15 protein-coding genes are annotated in these 15,865 nt (G+C 69.4%); 8 read left to right on the top strand and 7 right to left on the bottom strand.

Annotated features, from left to right (window positions below; translation table 11 throughout):
• Positions 1-152: 152 nt before the first annotated feature.
• A complete protein-coding gene (locus FHR72_RS19935; RefSeq protein WP_183471322.1) occupies positions 153-572 on the bottom strand; it encodes a cytochrome c oxidase subunit 4 in 420 nt (139 codons plus the stop codon).
• Positions 573-581: 9 nt separating this feature from the next.
• Positions 582-1,616, bottom strand: coding sequence for an aa3-type cytochrome oxidase subunit II (gene ctaC, locus FHR72_RS19930; protein ID WP_183471319.1), 1,035 nt, complete (start codon positions 1,614-1,616; stop codon positions 582-584).
• A 194-nt stretch (positions 1,617-1,810) separates the two neighbouring features.
• Between ctaC and asnB the strand changes: the two genes are divergently transcribed.
• Positions 1,811-3,742, top strand: coding sequence for an asparagine synthase (glutamine-hydrolyzing) (gene asnB / locus FHR72_RS19925; protein ID WP_183471317.1), 1,932 nt, complete (start codon positions 1,811-1,813; stop codon positions 3,740-3,742).
• Here asnB and FHR72_RS19920 read toward each other — a convergent pair.
• Complete coding sequence (locus tag FHR72_RS19920; RefSeq protein WP_183471315.1) at positions 3,739-4,710, bottom strand: carbohydrate kinase family protein; 972 nt, start codon at positions 4,708-4,710, stop codon at positions 3,739-3,741. The two genes, asnB and FHR72_RS19920, sit on opposite strands and share 4 nt — an antisense overlap.
• Before the next feature lie 178 nt (positions 4,711-4,888).
• On the opposite strand from FHR72_RS19920, the gene FHR72_RS19915 reads away from it, so the two are divergent.
• Complete coding sequence (locus FHR72_RS19915; protein WP_183471312.1) at positions 4,889-5,557, top strand: Rv0361 family membrane protein; 669 nt, start codon at positions 4,889-4,891, stop codon at positions 5,555-5,557.
• A gap of 1 nt (position 5,558) precedes the next feature.
• Here FHR72_RS19915 and FHR72_RS19910 read toward each other — a convergent pair whose 3' ends face one another.
• Together FHR72_RS19910 and FHR72_RS19905 are read right to left on the bottom strand one after the other, a co-directional pair.
• Positions 5,559-5,936 carry a HesB/IscA family protein gene (locus tag FHR72_RS19910; RefSeq protein WP_183471310.1) on the bottom strand — a complete coding sequence of 126 codons (378 nt, stop codon included), beginning with the start codon at positions 5,934-5,936 and terminating at the stop codon, positions 5,559-5,561.
• A 100-nt stretch (positions 5,937-6,036) separates the two neighbouring features.
• Positions 6,037-7,116 carry a glycerate kinase family protein gene (locus FHR72_RS19905; protein ID WP_311736200.1) on the bottom strand — a complete coding sequence of 360 codons (1,080 nt, stop codon included), beginning with the start codon at positions 7,114-7,116 and terminating at the stop codon, positions 6,037-6,039.
• Between the two features lie 60 nt (positions 7,117-7,176).
• Between FHR72_RS19905 and FHR72_RS19900 the strand changes: the two genes are divergently transcribed.
• From FHR72_RS19900 to FHR72_RS19890, 3 genes are read left to right on the top strand one after another with little or no spacing between them, the layout of a single operon-like run.
• The gene (locus tag FHR72_RS19900; RefSeq protein ID WP_183471308.1) at positions 7,177-7,857 is read left to right on the top strand and encodes a DUF3043 domain-containing protein; all 681 of its coding nucleotides are present in this window, start codon (positions 7,177-7,179) and stop codon (positions 7,855-7,857) included.
• Positions 7,854-8,909, top strand: a complete 1,056-nt coding sequence (gene cobT, locus FHR72_RS19895; RefSeq protein WP_396888486.1) for a nicotinate-nucleotide--dimethylbenzimidazole phosphoribosyltransferase — start codon at positions 7,854-7,856, stop codon at positions 8,907-8,909. Before FHR72_RS19900 ends, cobT begins: the two co-directional genes overlap by 4 nt.
• An 18-nt stretch (positions 8,910-8,927) precedes the next feature.
• On the top strand, positions 8,928-9,656 hold the full coding sequence (locus tag FHR72_RS19890; protein ID WP_311736207.1) for an adenosylcobinamide-GDP ribazoletransferase: 729 nt from the start codon (positions 8,928-8,930) through the stop codon (positions 9,654-9,656).
• Here the strand turns inward: FHR72_RS19890 and FHR72_RS19885 are convergent.
• Together FHR72_RS19885 and gcvT are read right to left on the bottom strand one after the other, a co-directional pair.
• Positions 9,653-10,756 (bottom strand): branched-chain amino acid aminotransferase, encoded by a 1,104-nt coding sequence (locus tag FHR72_RS19885; protein WP_183471304.1) that lies wholly within the window; start codon positions 10,754-10,756, stop codon positions 9,653-9,655. The genes FHR72_RS19890 and FHR72_RS19885 overlap by 4 nt on opposite strands.
• 48 nt (positions 10,757-10,804) lie before the next feature.
• Complete coding sequence (gene gcvT / locus FHR72_RS19880; protein WP_183471302.1) at positions 10,805-11,902, bottom strand: glycine cleavage system aminomethyltransferase GcvT; 1,098 nt, start codon at positions 11,900-11,902, stop codon at positions 10,805-10,807.
• A 146-nt stretch (positions 11,903-12,048) separates the two neighbouring features.
• Between gcvT and FHR72_RS19875 the strand changes: the two genes are divergently transcribed.
• Genes FHR72_RS19875 through FHR72_RS19865 form a run of 3 tightly spaced genes read left to right on the top strand, consistent with a single transcriptional unit; the run spans position 12,049 to position 15,856 of the window.
• Positions 12,049-13,287, top strand: coding sequence for an acyltransferase family protein (locus FHR72_RS19875; protein WP_311736199.1), 1,239 nt, complete (start codon positions 12,049-12,051; stop codon positions 13,285-13,287).
• A 19-nt stretch (positions 13,288-13,306) separates the two neighbouring features.
• Positions 13,307-14,311, top strand: a complete 1,005-nt coding sequence (locus tag FHR72_RS19870) for an SGNH hydrolase domain-containing protein (RefSeq protein WP_183471298.1) — start codon at positions 13,307-13,309, stop codon at positions 14,309-14,311.
• 24 nt (positions 14,312-14,335) lie between these two features.
• Positions 14,336-15,856: a leucyl aminopeptidase gene (locus FHR72_RS19865; protein WP_183471296.1), complete on the top strand. Its 1,521-nt coding sequence runs from the start codon at positions 14,336-14,338 to the stop codon at positions 15,854-15,856.
• Positions 15,857-15,865 lie beyond the last annotated feature (9 nt).

Below are 15,865 nucleotides of genomic sequence, written 5' to 3'. Positions count from 1 at the left end.
CTACGTCTGTCCTTTTCGCCTGCTTCTTCGGCGCCGGCGGTGGCCGTGGCGGCTCATGGCGCCTCGGCAACACTACCCAACAGCGGCACCGGATCGGATCCCCGCGCACGGGTTCCAGGCGAAGTCATGCCTGATTGTGACCTTGAAAAGGGTCAGTGCTTCTCGGGGCCCGTGTGGTACTCGAAGACCAGCCCGGAGACGGTCGCCAGGATGAAGCAGACGCCCGCCACGATCAGCCACGGCAGCCACATCGCCATGCCGACCGCGGTGATCGAACCGGACAGCGCGATCATGATCGGCCACCAGCTGTGCGGGCTGTAGAAACCCAGTTCGCCCGCGCCGTCGGCGATCTCGGCGTCCTCGTAGTCCTCGGGCCGGGTGTCCAGACGACGCGCGACGAAGCGGAAGAACGTACCGGTGATGAGTGTCAGGCCCGTGGTCAGCGCCAGCGCGGTCGCACCGGCCCACTCGGTGCCGCCGGTGGCGAACATCGCGGTCAGCACGACGTAGACGACGGTCGACAGCGCGAAGAACGCCGTCAGGAACTCGAACAACCTGGCTTCGATGTGCATGTGCTGTCCTTACCTCGTTGCCTGCGGGGCCTGAGGTGCGAGCTCTCCGCGGCGGCTGTCGAACGGCTTGGTCGTGACGGCCAGCGGCGGCTGGTTGATCGCCTGCAGCGCTTCGGCGTTCGTCTTACCGGCCTCGCGCTGGTCGAGGTAGGCCTTGAAGTCGTTGGGCTCCACGACGCGCAGCTCGAAGTTCATCATCGCGTGGTAGGTGCCGCACATCTCCGTGCACCGGCCGACGAACGCGCCGGTCTGGTAGATCTCGCTGATCTGGAAGATGTTGTCGGAGTTGTTCTCCTTGGGGTTCGGCAGCACGTCCCTCTTGAAGAGGAACTCCGGAACCCAGAACCCGTGGATGACGTCGGCGGAGGCGATCTGGAACTCGATGCGCTTGCCGGACGGGACGACGAGCACCGGGATCTCGGTCGACGAACCGAGCGTCTCGATCTTGTCGAAGTTCAGGTAGGTGCGATCCTCGGGATTCTTGCCGGCGATGGCGCCGACCTGCTCCTCGCCGTGGCTGTCCTCGCCCTCGGGGCGCGAGGTCATCGACTCTTTGCGAGCGTTGTCCACACCGTCGTAGGTCAGTGTGCCGTCGGAGAAGTCGATCTTCTGGTAGCCGAACTTCCAGTTCCACTGGAACGCCGTGACGTCGATGACGACCTCGGGGTTCGGCTCCTTCTTCAGCATCTCCTCCTGCACCACGACGGTGAAGTAGAAGAGGACCGAGATGATGATGAACGGGATCACCGTCAGCGTCAGCTCCAGCGGCATGTTGTAGCCGAACTGGCGCGGCAGTTCCGTCTCGTGCTTCTTCTTGCGATGGAACGCCATCGTCCAGAACAGCAGCACGTAGACGATCCCGCCGACGACGAACGCCGCGATGACGGAGCCGATCCACAGCTCACGGTTGAGGTGTGCCTCGGGGGTGATGCCGTTCGGCCATCCGAGACCGAGCACCTCCGACCAACTGCATCCGCTGAGTAGCACCGTGGTCCCGCCCAGGAGCAGGGACAATGCCACCAACTTCAGGCCGCGAGCGGACACGTTGGCGCCTCCTACAAAGTCGATTGACCGGTGGCCGGTCAACGGCTGCACTGAATACTACGCAGCGTAGACCACGCCGGTGGGCAGGAGCGAAGCGACCGGGGAATGTGGCCGGTGGGCAGGAGCGAAGCGACCGGGGAATGTGGCCGGTGGGCAGGAGCGAAGCGACCGCCGCGATTAGGCATACTGGCGCGGTGTGTGGACTGCTTGCGCTGGTAACCGACGCGTCGTCTGAGGTCTCCCCCGCCGTCGTGGACGCCGTGTCGGGAGCGTCCGCGCAGATGCGTCACCGCGGACCCGACGAGCCGGGCACCTGGAACGACGACCGCGTCGTGCTCGGCTTCAACCGGCTTTCGATCATCGACATCGCCCACAGCCATCAGCCGCTGAGATGGGGACCGAGCGACGCGCCCGAGCGCTACATGCTGGTGTTCAACGGCGAGATCTACAACTACCTGGAGCTGCGGGAGGCGTTGCGCGAGCAGTTCGGCGCCGTCTTCCACACCGACGGTGACGGCGAGGCGATCCTGGCGGCCTATCACCACTGGGGCCCCGAGGCGCTGACGAAGCTGCGCGGCATGTTCGCGTTCGCGCTGTGGGACACCGTCGAGCAGGAACTGTTCTGCGCCAGGGACCCGTTCGGCATCAAGCCGCTCTACATGGCGACCGGCCCGGGCGGCACGGCGGTGGGCAGCGAGAAGAAGTGCCTGCTCGACGTCGCCGGCCGGCTGGGTGTCGACATGACGATCGACGAGCGCGCCGTGCAGCACTACACCGTGCTGCAGTACGTTCCGGAGCCCGAGACCCTGCACCGCGGCATCCGCCGCCTCGAGTCCGGCAGCTACGCCCGTATCCGCGCCGGCGCCGCCCCCGAGGTGACGCGGTATTTCCGGCCGCGCTTCGACGCCGTCCCGTTCACCGCCGGCGACGAGCAGCGCCGCTATGACGAGATCACCGCCGCGCTCGAAGATTCGGTGGCCAAGCACATGCGTGCCGATGTGACGGTGGGCGCGTTCCTGTCCGGCGGCATCGACTCCACGGCGATCGCGGCGCTGGCGATGCGCCACAACCCGCGCTTGATCACGTTCACCACCGGCTTCGAACGCGAAGGTTTCTCCGAGGTCGACGTCGCCGTCGCGTCGGCGGAGGCCATCGGCGCGCGGCACGTGACCAAGGTGGTCAGCCAGCAGGAGTTCGTCGAGGCGCTCCCGGAGATCGTCTGGTATCTCGACGAGCCCGTCGCCGACCCCGCGCTGGTGCCGCTGTACTTCATCGCTCGCGAAGCTCGCAAACACGTGAAGGTGGTGCTGTCCGGCGAAGGCGCCGACGAACTGTTCGGCGGCTACACCATCTATCGGGAACCGCTGTCGCTCAAGCCGTTCGACTATCTGCCGCGGGGGCTACGCAAATCCGTGGGCAGGATGGCGGGCCCGCTGCCCGAGGGCATGCGCGGCAAGAGCCTGCTGCACCGCGGATCGCTGACGCTCGAGGAGCGCTACTACGGCAACGCGCGCAGCTTCTCCGACGCCCACCTGCGGGCGGTGCTGCCGAACTTCCGGCAGGACTGGGTGCACACCGACGTCACGGCACCGGTCTACGCGCAGTCGCAGGGCTGGGATCCGGTGGCGCGGATGCAGCACATCGACCTGTTCACCTGGCTGCGTGGGGACATCCTGGTCAAGGCCGACAAGATGACGATGGCCAACTCGCTGGAGCTGCGGGTGCCGTTCCTGGACCCGGAGGTCTTCGCGGTCGCCTCCCGCCTCCCGTACGAGCAGAAGATCACCCGGACGACGACGAAGTACGCGCTGCGCCGCGCCCTGGCGCCGATCGTGCCCGCCCACGTGCTGAACCGGCCGAAGCTGGGGTTCCCCGTCCCGATCAGGCACTGGCTGCGCGCCGGTGCGCTGCTCGACTGGGCCTACGACACGGTGGCCACCTCGGGCGCGGGCGACTTCGTCGACCTCGCGGCGGTCCGCGCGATGCTCGACGAGCACCGCGCGGGGACGTCTGATCACAGCCGCCGGTTGTGGACGGTGCTGATCTTCATGCTCTGGTACTCGATCTTCGTCGACCAGAGCGTCACGCCGACGATCAGCGAACCGTCCTACCCGGTGCAGCTCTAGAGGGCTGCCGCGATCTCCCGGCCCGCTTCGGCGCCGTAGGCCTCCGAGAGGCGCTCCACCGCGGAGTCCCTGTCCCAGCTCCACTCCTGCGGGCCGGGCGCCTCGAGCACCAGCGTGGCCACGAGCGACGCGAGCTGGGCAGACCGCTCCAGCGACAGGCCGGCGTCGCGGCCGGTGAGGAAGCCCGCACGGAACGCGTCGCCGATCCCGGTCGGATCGGCCTTGTGGGTCTCGGGCACGACGTCGACGTGGATGAAGGTGCCGTCCCGCCCGACGAGGTCGACGCCCTTCTCGCCCAGCGTGGTGACGCGCATCTCGATCTGGCTCATCACCTCGGCCTCCGACCACCCGGATTTCTGCAGGAGCAGATCCCATTCGTAGTCGTTGGTGAACAGGTAGGTCGCGCCGTCGATCAGCTTGCGGATCTCCTCGCCCGAGAGCCGGGCCAGCTGCTGGCTCGGGTCCGCGGCGAACGCCAGCCCCAGCGCGCGGCACTCCTCGGTGTACAGGAACATCGCCTCGGGGTCGTTGGCGCCGATGATGACCAGATCGGGCGTGCCCGCCCGCTCGACGATGTCGGCCAGCTTGATGTTGCGGGCCTCCGACATCGCCCCGGGGTAGAACGACGCGATCTGGGCCATGTCCTCGTCGGTGGTGCAGACGAAGCGGGCCGTGTAGGCGCTTTGGGAGACGAGCACGCTGTCGCAGTTCACGCCGTGGGTGGTGAGCCAGTGGCGGTAGTCGTCGAAGTCCTCGCCGACCGCGCCGACGAGCGTCGGGTTGCCGCCGAGCACGCCCATCGCGAACGCCATGTTGCCTGCGACGCCGCCGCGGTGCATCACGAGGTCGTCGACCAGGAAGCTCAGCGAGACCTTCTGCAGATGGTCGGCCAGCAGCTGCTCGGAGAATTTCCCCGGGAAACGCATCAGATGGTCAGTGGCAATCGATCCGGTCACCGCGATGGTCACGCAGTCCTACCCTTCGTCGTTTTCGGCATTTCAGGCCTTTCCAGGCATCGTCGCACGCGCGCGGGCGGCACGGTCACCGGCGGGGTCGCCTCCCGGAGGTGCGCTAACCTGCCTATAAGTGCCTGCTCGGCCACTGTAGATGCCGCAGGATCCGATCAACGTTCCCGGGAGCACATCGATGACTGGTCCATATCCGCCCCCTTACGGCGCTGGACCATCAGGCCCCCAGATGTATCCGGAACCGTACCCGCAGCAGGGGTACCCGCCGATGGCGCAGCCGTATCCCGAGGGCGGTCTGAACGCGTCCTACCCGGGCACACTGCCCCCTCCGGTGCAGTATCCGAAACGCAGGCGCGCACCGTGGATCATCCTGGCGGTCGTGGTGGCGATCCTGGTGGTGGGCGGGCTGGTGACCGCGGTGGCGGTCGGCAGCGGGCGGGACGAGGAGCCCACCGCGGGCGCCCTGACGGAGCAGTCGGCCAGCGCGGCGATCCAGGACTATGTGGACGCGCTGTCCAACGGGGACGTCGAACAGGTCGCGCGTCACACGCTGTGCGGGCTCTTCGACGCAGTGAAGGAGAAGCGTTCCGACCTGGCGCTGGCAAACCTGTCCAGTGACGCGTTCCGCAAGCAGTACGACAGCGCTGAGGTGTCGTCGATCGACAAGATGGTGCTGTCGTCGCCGACGCAGGCTCAGGTGCTGTTCACCATGCGGGTCCTGCCCGCTAGCGGTTCCACCCGGAACCAGCCGCAGGAAGTCGACGAGCAGGCCGTCGCACAGTTGATCTCCGTCGACGACGAGATCCTGGTGTGTTCCTACCTGCCGCGGGCGGCAGGGCAGTACTAGATCAGTTGAACGAGTCGCCGCAGGCGCAGGAGCCGGTGGCGTTCGGGTTGTCGATGGTGAAGCCCTGCTTCTCGATCGTGTCGACGAAGTCGATGGTGGCGCCCTGCACGTAGGGAGCGCTCATGCGGTCGACGGTGAGCTCGACACCGTTGAAGTCGACGACGAGGTCGCCGTCGAGCGAGCGGTCGTCGAAGAAGAGGTTGTAACGCAGTCCGGCGCAGCCGCCCGGCTGCACGGCGATCCGCAGTGCCAGGTCGTCGCGACCTTCCTGGTCGAGCAGGGCCTTCGCCTTGGCCGCCGCGGCATCCGACAGGGTCACGCCGTGCGCAGCTTCGGTGGTCTGGCCAGCCTGCACAGCCGACTCGTCCTGAACAGTCATGGAATCTCCCGTGTCATGTATGTGGGTGAAGCCGGTCTCCCCGGTGGCTCCACACTGTCAACGGTACCTGGTTTCGACCGTATTCCCCATCTACCGCGAGCTACTGCCAGCTCGCCGCGACGGAGGTGGCCAGCCCGGTCAGCTGGTTGGCGGCGTCACCGATCGCCTTCTCGACCGAACCCGCGTGCTCGGTGATCGAATACGCCGACGCGATGCCTGCGGCCTGCAGCGCGGGCCGGTCCAGGGTGACCTGCCCGGCGAGCACCAGCACCGGGATGTCGTGGGACCGGGCGCCCGCGGCCAGGGCGCTGACGACCTTTCCGTGCAGCGACTGGTCGTCGAACCGCCCCTCGCCGGTGATGACGAGGTCGGCCGCGGCGACGTCCGCGGCGAGCCCGGTGTGCTCGGCGATGATCGCGGCGCCGGATTCGCGACGGCCGCCGAGGGCCAGCAAGGCGGCGCCGATCCCGCCGGCCGCCCCGGCCCCGGGCTCGTCGCTGACCGGGCGGCCCGCCGCGGCGTTGAGTTCCTCCGCCCAGGCGGCGAGCCGCTCTTCGAGGACGGCGACCGTTTCGGCGTCGGCGCCCTTCTGCGGCCCGAAGACCGTGGCGGCGCCCATCGTCCCGAGCAGCGGGTGTTCCACGTCGCTGGCGGCGATGAGCTCGACCCCGTCGAGCAGGTCGCGCGCGGCGGCCAGCCCACCCAGCGCCTCGACCATGGCGCGCCCGCCGTCGGTGGACCCACTGCCGCCGAGCCCGACGACGATGCGGCCGGCGCCGGCGTCGAGAGCCGCGGCGATGAGCTGGCCCACTCCCCTGCTGTGCGCGTCGAGCGCGGTGCGCACCGTCGGCGGACCGCCGAGCAGCGCCAGTCCGCACGCCTGGGCGCATTCGATGTACGCGGTGACCGGTGCATCGGAGTCGAGCACCCACCGCGCCTCGACCTCGACGTCCAACGGACCGCTGACGGTCATCGTGCGGATCTCGCCGAGCCGGCTGCCGAGCACCTCCACGAACCCGGGCCCGCCGTCGGACTGCGGTGCGAGCGTGACCGTGTCAGCGGGACGCGACGACCGCCACCCCTGCGCGATGGATCGGGCGGCCTGCACCGCGGTCAGGCTGTCGCCGAAGCAATCCGGCGCGATCAGCACGGTTCTCGCGGAGGGGTCGGTGCCTGTCACCACGGCAGACTAACCCGCGCGGATTGGGTCCGCCGTGCCCGGAGAAGTAACCTGGCAGGTGTGAAGCTGCTGGGCCGCAAGAAGGACGTTGCCGCCGGGAACGCCGGCGATCCCGTACCCGCCGACGAGGCGACGGAGGTCGCCGCATCCGTCGAGCGTTCGGCCACGGCACCGAAGGGCAAACCCACCCCGAAGCGCAATCAGTCGAACCGCAGGCGCGGTCCCGTCGCGCCCGCGCCGATGACGACGGCCGAGGCCCGCAAGCGCCGCAAGGAGTTGCGCGGCCCGAAGCTCTCCCGTGAAGAACGCAAGGCCGAGCGCGCCGAACGCCGCTCCGACATGAGCGTGCGCCGCGAGCGCATGATGGCCGGGGAGGACGCCTACCTGCTGCCCCGCGACCGCGGGCCCGTGCGCCGGTATGTGCGCGATCTGGTCGACTCGCGGCGCAATCTGCTGGGGCTCTTCATGCCCGCCGCCCTCGGCATGATCTTCATCATGCTGGCGGTGCCGTCGGTGCAGGTGCAGGCGCTCATCTCGCCGGCGATGCTGGTGCTGGTGCTCATCATGGTCGTCGACGGGTTCTTCCTCGGCCGCAAGGTGAACAGGCTTGCCGACCAGAAGTTCCCGGACAACACCGAGACGGGCTGGAAGCTCGGCTTCTACGCCGCCAGCCGTGCCTCCCAGTTGCGCCGGATGCGCGCCCCGCGGCCCCAGGTCGAACGCGGCACCCGCGTGGCGTGACGCCGCAGGTGGCCTACTTTCCCGACATCCCCGCTCCCGATCCCGATGCCGCTGCCGCGGCGCGGGATCGTCAGGCGCTGCTGACCAAACCGGCCGGTGCGCTCGGCCGCCTGGAGGAGCTGTCGGTCTGGGTGGCGGCGTGTCAGTCCAGTTGTCCCCCCAGGCAGTTCGAACGCGCCAGGGTGGTGGTGTTCGCCGGCGACCACGGGGTCGCGGCGGCCGGTGTGTCGGCGTATCCCGCGGAGGTGACGGCCGCGATGGTCGCGAACTTCGCGGCGGGCGGGGCGGCGGTGAACGTACTCGCCGAGGTGGCGGGCGCCGGCGTGCGGGTCGCCGACATCGCGGTCGACACGGACGAGCCGCTGTCGGAGGCCATCGGCGGACACCGGATTCGGCGCGCCAGCGGCAACATCGCCATCGAGGACGCACTGACCCCCGACGAGGTGGTGGCCGCCCTCGATGCGGGCCGTGCGATCGCCGACGAGGAGGTCGACTCGGGAGCCGACCTGCTGATCGCCGGCGACATGGGGATCGGCAACACGACACCGGCGACGACGCTGATCGCCGCACTGACCGATTCGGAGCCCGTGACGGTCGTCGGCCGCGGCACCGGCATCGACGACGCCGGTTGGATGCGCAAGACGGCCGCGGTCCGCGACGCCCTGTACCGGACACGGCGGCTGTCGGCCGATCCCGTTGCCCTGCTGCGCATCTGCGGCGGGGCGGATCTTGCCGCGATGGCGGGATTCCTCGCCCAGGCCGCGGTGCGGCGCACGCCGGTGCTGCTCGACGGCGTGGTGGTGACGGCTGCGGCGCTCGCGGCGGACACGCTCGCTCCCGGAGCGAGGCTGTGGTGGCGGGCAGGGCACCGCTCCACCGAACCCGCACACACGCTGGCGCTGCGCCACCTCGATCTCGAACCGATCGTCGAGCTCGGCATGCGACTCGGCGAGGGCTCCGGCGCCCTGGTGGCGCTACCGGTGCTGCGCGCGGCCGTGGCCACCCTGGCGTCGATGGCCACGTTCGAGGAAGCCGGGATCAGCGGGGGCTAGGCGGTGATCCGTACCGGAATCCGTTCACTGACAGGCGCTTTCGCGTTCGCGACGGTGGCGCCCATGCCTGCGGGCCGCACCGCGGGCGTCGGGCGCGGAGTCCTCACGGCGCTCCCCGTCGTCGGTGCGGCGCTGGGCGCGCTGGCCGCGGGCGTGTGGTGGCTCGGCGCGGGGGCCTTCGGCGACGGCAGCGTGCTGGCCGGAGCACTGTCCGTCGCGGTCCTGCTGCTGGCGACGCGCGGTCTGCACATCGACGGGCTGGCCGACACGACCGACGCCCTGGGCTGTTACGGCCCACCCGAACGAGCGCTGGCCGTCATGCGCGACGGCCCGGCCGGTCCGTTCGGCGTCGCGGCGGTCGCGGTCACGGTGCTGGTGCAGTCGCTGGCGTTCACCCAGGCCGGCTGGGCGGCGGTGATCGTCGCCGTCCTGGCGGGACGCGTGGCTGTGGTGACCGCGTGCCGCCGCGGGGTGCCCGCGGCGGCAGGCAGCTCGCTGGGCGGACTGGCCGCGGGCACCCAGCCGCTCTGGGTGGTCGCCGCATGGTGGATCGCTACTGCGGGCGCGGCCGTCCTCGTCGGCGAACGGCCGTGGCAGGGACCACTTGTGGTGGTCGTCGCCGTGGCGTGCAGCGTCGCGCTGGTCGCGCACTGTGTGCGCAGGTTCGGCGGGATCACCGGCGACGTGCTGGGCGCCGCCGTCGAGGTGACGACGACCATCGCGGCGCTGGGGCTCGCGGTCGGCTAGGACAGCCGCGTCATCCAGCCGTGGGTGTCGGCGAACGTGCCGCGCTGGATCCCGGTCAGGGTGTCGCGCAGCGCCATCGTGATCTCGCCGGGTTCGCCATCGGCGATGGTGAATTCGCCGTCACCGTGCTTGACGTGCGACACGGGGGTGATGACCGCGGCGGTGCCGCACGCGAACACCTCGGTGATCTCGCCCGCAGCGGCCTTCTTCTGCCATTCGTCGACGTCGATTTTGCGCTCCTCGACCGCGAAACCCGCATCGATCGCCAACTGCAGCAACGAATCCCGCGTGATGCCGGGCAGCAACGACCCGGACAGCTCCGGGGTCACCAGACGCGCTGTGCCGCCGCTGCCGAAGACGAAGAACAGGTTCATCCCGCCCATCTCCTCGACGTAGCGGCGTTCGATCGCGTCCAGCCAGACCACCTGATCGCAACCGTGCGCCGAGGCTTCGGCCTGCGCCAGCAGCGAGGCGGCGTAGTTGCCGCCGAACTTCGCGGCGCCGGTCCCGCCGGGTGAGGCCCGCACGTACTCGTGGGAGAGCCACACGCTGACCGGCTTGATGCCGCGCGGGAAGTACGCACCGGCCGGCGAACCGATCACCATGTAGCGGTACGCGTCGGCCGGCCGGACACCGAGGCCGGGCTCGGTGGCGAAGATGAACGGCCGCAGGTAGAGCGACTCCTCACCGCCGGCCGGCGGCACCCACTGTTCGTCGACGGCGATGAATTGGCGCAGCGATTCCAGGAACACCTCGTCGGGCAGCTCGGGGATCGCCAGGCGACGTGCCGAGGTGCGCAGCCGCGCGGCGTTGGATTCGGGCCGGAACGACACGATCGAACCGTCGGCCCAGCGATAGGCCTTCAGACCCTCGAAGACCTCCTGCGCGTAGTGCAGCACGATCGCCGACGGGTCGAGTTCGATCGGACCGTAGGGCGTCACCCTGGCGTCGTGCCAGCCTCTGTCGGAGGAGTAGTCGATCGACACCATGTGGTCGGTGAAGAACTTGCCGAAGCCGGGATTGGCCAGGATCCCGGCGCGTACCTCGTCGCCCGCCGGATTCGCAGTGCGATCGACGGTGAACTCGAGGCCATCAGTCATGCACGCGATTGTATAACCCGCTGGCTAGCGGTTTTTCGCTACGCTGACCTACCGGGTGCGGGTGTCGACGAACGGCGGCTTGACCACTTCGCATTCGACGTGACGGCCTCGGACGTCGACGTTCACCCGCGCCCCGTCGGCCACATCGGCGTCGGTGTCGATCAGCGCCAGCGCGATGCCGACTTTCAGTGTCGGCGAGAACGTTCCGGAGGTGGTGACACCGACCGGGCGGTCGCCGTCGAGGACGGTCAGGCCCTGCCGCAGCACACCGCGTCCGACGGCACGCAACCCGCGCAGGGTCCGCCGCGGGCCGGTCTCCTTCTCGGCGACCAGCGCGTCGCGGCCCCAGAACGCATCCTTCTTCCACCCGACAGCCCATCCGCACCTCGCCTGCAGCGGCGAGATGTCCAGTGACAGCTCGTGACCGTGCAGCGGATAGCCCATCTCGGTGCGCAGCGTGTCGCGGGCGCCGAGGCCGGCCAACTCCCCGCCCGCCGCCTTGACCGCGTCCACCAGGGCGTCGAAGACGACCTCGGCCTGATCCCACAGGGGCAACAGTTCGTACCCGTGCTCGCCGGTGTATCCGGTGCGGCACACGCGGACCTCGACGCCGCCGAAAACCGCGTCGGCGTATCCCATGTAATCCATGTCGGTCGGGAGCCCGAGGCCGCCGACCACCTCGGCCGATGCGGGCCCCTGCACGGCGAGCACCGCGCGTGAGCGGTGCTCGTCGGTGACCGTCAGACCGTCGGGTGCGCGCTCCTGCAGCGCCGCGACCACGGCCGCGGTGTTGGCGGCGTTGGGCACCAGGAAGATCTCGTCGTCGGAGACGTAGTAGGCGATCAGGTCGTCCACGACGCCGCCGTCGTCGGTGCAGCACAGGGTGTACTGGGCCTTGCCCGGTCCGATGCGGCGCAGGTCGTTGGTGAAGGCCGAGTTCACGAACTCGGCGGCGCCGGGGCCTGTCACCAGGGCCTTGCCGAGGTGGCTGACGTCGAACAGACCCACGGTCGTGCGCGTGGCGGTGTGCTCGGCGACCGTGCCCGCATAGGAGACCGGCATCGACCAGCCGCCGAACTCCGCGAACGTCGCACCGAGCTCGCGGTGACGGTCTTCCAAGGGGCCGGCCAGCAAGTTGTCGCTCACGATCGCCCAGCCTAATCCGTCTGGCGGCGGAGGCCTCGACCGACGGACACCATCGAATTGAGGGTAGGCTAACCTGACCGCTATACTGCGCCCGGCGAGAGGCCACAGGAAGTTCACAGCGAGAGCAAAGGCGGGGCCAGGTGGCGGTGGCACTCGGTTCCGCTCGCGGCGAACGGCCCGATCCCGCGGCTCCCGCCCACCGAGACCGCCGCCCCGACATCCAGGGTCTACGCGCTGTCGCGGTACTCGTCGTCATCCTCGACCACGCCGGCGTACCGGGATTTGCCGGCGGCTTCGTCGGCGTCGACGTCTTCTTCGTCATCTCGGGATACGTGATCACCCGGATGCTCCTGCGGAAGTCCCCCTCATCGCGGAGCGCATGGTTCCTCGACTTCTACGCCAAGCGCGCCCGCCGCATCGTCCCCGCTGCCACTGTGATCATCACCCTCACCCTGATCGCGACCTTCGAGCTGACCAGCTTCCTGCGAGGAGCGCGGCTACTGCCGGACGCCACGGCCGCGTCCCTGTTCCTTGCGAACATGCATTTCATCGAGGCCGGCACCGACTACGCCCGACTCGGCGCCGATCCCTCTCCCCTGCAACATTATTGGTCGCTCGCGGTGGAGGAACAGTTCTACCTGGTGTGGCCGCCGGTGATGATGGCCGCGATCGTCATCGCGGCCCGTTGGCGCCGGGTCTCGCTGCGCCACATGCTGTTCGGGCTTCTGGTCGCAGTCGTTTCGGCCGGCTACCTGTGGTCGACGGTGGTGACGCCCGTCAACGGTGTCGAAGCCTTCTTCTCCCCCTTCACCCGGGCGTGGGAGTTGGCGGTCGGCGCGTTGGTCGCGGTGGCGCAGCCCGCGTTGGCCGCGCTCGCGGCGAGACCGTTCGCAGCCGGCATCCTGGCCTGGTCGGGCATCGGGGCGATCGCGTGGTCGGTCGTGGTTTTCGACCACACCACCGCCTTCCCGGGCTGGGTGGCCGCGGTGCCGGTGCTCGGCGCCGCAGCCGTTCTCGTCGCCGGGCTGCGTGCACAGGGCACGGCCCCGACCGCCGTGCTGGGCAGCCCCGCGTTCACCTATGTAGGCGATATCTCCTATTCGCTCTATCTCGTGCACTGGCCGGTGCTCATCCTCGCCGCCGCCCTCATCGGCGAGGACTTCTCGCCGCTGACGCAGGGTCTCCTCATCGGTGCGACCTTCGCGGCCTCAGCCGCGATGTACCACGGGTTCGAGGATCCGATCCGTCGCTCCCGCGCCCTGGCGACGCGCCCGTGGGCGAGTCTGGCGATCGTCCCGGTCGGCATCGCGATCGTGTTCGCGGTCGCGGCCTTCGAACGTTACCGATGGGCCTTGCCGGTGCCCCTCGTTCAGCAGTTGTTCTGACGATGAGAGGAATCTTTGGATGGCGCTGTACCTGACCGCCAGATCTGTTGCAGGCGTTGCCCTGTGCGCAGCCCTGATCCTGACCGGATGCCGGGCGGTGCCCGACGGGCCGAGCCCGGCACCGGACCCCGGGTCACCCTCTGCGTCCGCGCTCGCCCCGGCGGCGGTGCCCCAGGCCGAGGTGCTGGGCGCGGTGCAGGCCGCGACCAGCCTGCGTGACCTACCCCCGAACATCACCACCGAGGAGCTGCTGGCAGCCGGCGGTGATTACGCCGACGAGTGGTCGATCGAGGGCTGCGATCCGGCACTGGAGGTGAGCCGGCTCGACGACATCGAGCCGTGCACCTTCGGTGACACCACCGGTGAGCGGACCATGGTGCTGATCGGCGACTCCGCCGCCGCCATGTGGCACGGGGCCTTCGATCTCGTCGGCAAGCGGACCGGGTGGCGCGTGATCGCGTTGACCAAGAGCAACTGCGGACCGGCGTCGCTGACCTACTACCAGTGGCAGCTCAAGCGCGCCTACACCGAATGCGACGACTGGCAGGACTGGCGGATGGAGGTCATCGCCAGGGAGAAGGCCGAGGTCGTCGTGATGACCGGCTGGTACGACGGCGGCAACGAGGGGCCCGGTCGTGACACCACCCCGGAGGTCTGGCGAGACGCCTTGGTGAAGACCATCGGCGAACTCCCCGCAGGGGCCAGGGCCGTGATCCTCGGCAGTATTCCGCGTCCGTCGGAGAGCCCGGCCGAGTGCGCCGCCACCAATCCGACCGAGCTGACGAGGTGCGCGGAGCCGGCGGCCGAGATCGTCCCGGACCAGGCGGGCTGGTCGGGCGCCGCCGAGCTGACCGGTCAGACCTACGTGGACGTGGATCCATGGTTCTGCACCGAGGTCTGCCCGGCAGTGATCGCCGACCAACTCGTCTACGCCGGCAAGTACCACATCACGGGTCGGTACGCCCGGTACCTCTCGGGGTCGATCGAGGAGGTCATGGCGCCGGCGCTCAACGCGCCCCGCTGATCTCAATGGCTAGGGTGATATCCCGTGAGCATCTCAGTCGGTTACCAGTCCCCCGCCGTCACGGTCGCCGGCGCACTTCCCAAGCGCCGGGTCGAGTCGTCGGTGCTGATCGTCCCCGTCGTCTCGGCGACCGAGGACGGCGAGCGCGCCACCGTCGTGGCCGGCCAGTACCTGGGTGCCGACGCGGTCGCCGAGATCGAGACCGCGCTTCAGGCCCTCGGCGCCAAAGGCGGTAACGAGCAGCTGACCCGTGTCGTCGCACCGTCGCTGCCGGTGGGCAGTGTGCTGGCCGTCGGGCTGGGGAAGGTGCGCGACGAGTGGTCCCCTGAGGCGATCCGCCGGGCGGCCGGCGTCGCGGCGCGGTCGTTGTCAGGCACCGAGAACGTATTCACCACGCTGTCGGATCTGCACCTGGAGGCGGCGATCGAGGGCCTGGTGCTGGGCGCCTACCGGTTCAGCGAATTCCGCAGTGAGAAAACCGCACCCAAGGATTCGGGGGTCCGCAAGATCACCGCGCTGACCCCCGACACCAAGTCCGCGACGAAGGACACCGCGGCGCGAGCCGAGTCCATCGCCACAGCGGTCGCGACCGCCCGCGACTTCGTCAACACCCCGCCCAGCCACCTCTTCCCGGCCGAGTTCGCCAAGCGCGCAAAGGCATTGGGAGAGGATGCGGGTCTCGATGTCGAGGTGCTCGACGAGAAGGCGCTGGCCAAGGACGGCTACGGCGGCATCATCGGGGTCGGCAAGGGCTCGTCGCGGCCCCCGCGGCTGGTGCGCCTGGCCCACCGAGGCGGCGGCCGCAAGGGCAAGAAGGTCGCCCTCGTCGGCAAGGGCATCACATTCGACACCGGCGGCATCTCGATCAAGCCCGCCGCCAACATGCACCACATGACCTCCGACATGGGCGGGGCGGCGGCCGTCGTGGCCACGGTGGTGCTCGCCGCGCGCCAGAAGCTCCCGATCGACGTCGTCGCCTACGTGCCGATGGCCGAGAACATGCCCTCGGCGACCGCTCAGCGGCCCGGCGACGTGCTGACCCAGTACGGCGGCATCACCGTTGAGGTGCTCAACACCGACGCCGAGGGCCGGCTGATCCTCGCCGATGCGATCGTGCGCGCGTGCGAGGACGGGCCGGACTACCTGATCGAGACCTCGACGCTCACCGGGGCGCAGACCGTCGCGCTGGGTGCGCGCACCCCCGGTGTGATGGGCAGCGACGAGTTCCGCGACCGGGTGGCCGCGATCTCGCAGAGTGTCGGCGAGAACGCCTGGCCGATGCCGCTGCCCGAGGAACTCAAGGACGACCTCAAGTCCTCGGTCGCCGATCTGGCCAACGTCAGCGGTTCGCGGTACGCGGGGATGCTGGTGGCCGGCACGTATCTGCGCGAGTTCGTCGCCGACGGTGTCGAGTGGGCCCACATCGACATCGCCGCCCCGGCGTACAACTCGGGCGGGCCGTGGGGCTACACCCCCAAGGGCGGCACCGGCGTGCCGACGCGCACGATGTTCGCGGTCCTGGAGGATATCGCCGCGAGCGGCTGATCGGGCTGG

This window comes from Mycolicibacterium iranicum (assembly GCF_014190915.1).
Lineage (GTDB): Bacteria > Actinomycetota > Actinomycetes > Mycobacteriales > Mycobacteriaceae > Mycobacterium > Mycobacterium iranicum_B.
Note: the sequence above shows the minus strand (reverse complement) of the source record. Positions and strands in the feature narration are given on the sequence as shown.

Bases quoted from the DNA above. Each gene is read 5' to 3' on its own strand.
- FHR72_RS19915 (WP_183471312.1), top strand. From the start codon at position 4,889: ATGACTGGTCCATATCCGCCCCCTTACGGCGCTGGACCATCAGGCCCC.
- FHR72_RS19885 (WP_183471304.1), bottom strand. From the start codon at position 10,756: ATGACTGATGGCCTCGAGTTCACCGTCGATCGCACTGCGAATCCGGCG.
- FHR72_RS19910 (WP_183471310.1), bottom strand. From the start codon at position 5,936: ATGACTGTTCAGGACGAGTCGGCTGTGCAGGCTGGCCAGACCACCGAA.
- FHR72_RS19870 (WP_183471298.1), top strand. From the start codon at position 13,307: ATGGCGCTGTACCTGACCGCCAGATCTGTTGCAGGCGTTGCCCTGTGC.
- FHR72_RS19935 (WP_183471322.1), bottom strand. From the start codon at position 572: ATGCACATCGAAGCCAGGTTGTTCGAGTTCCTGACGGCGTTCTTCGCG.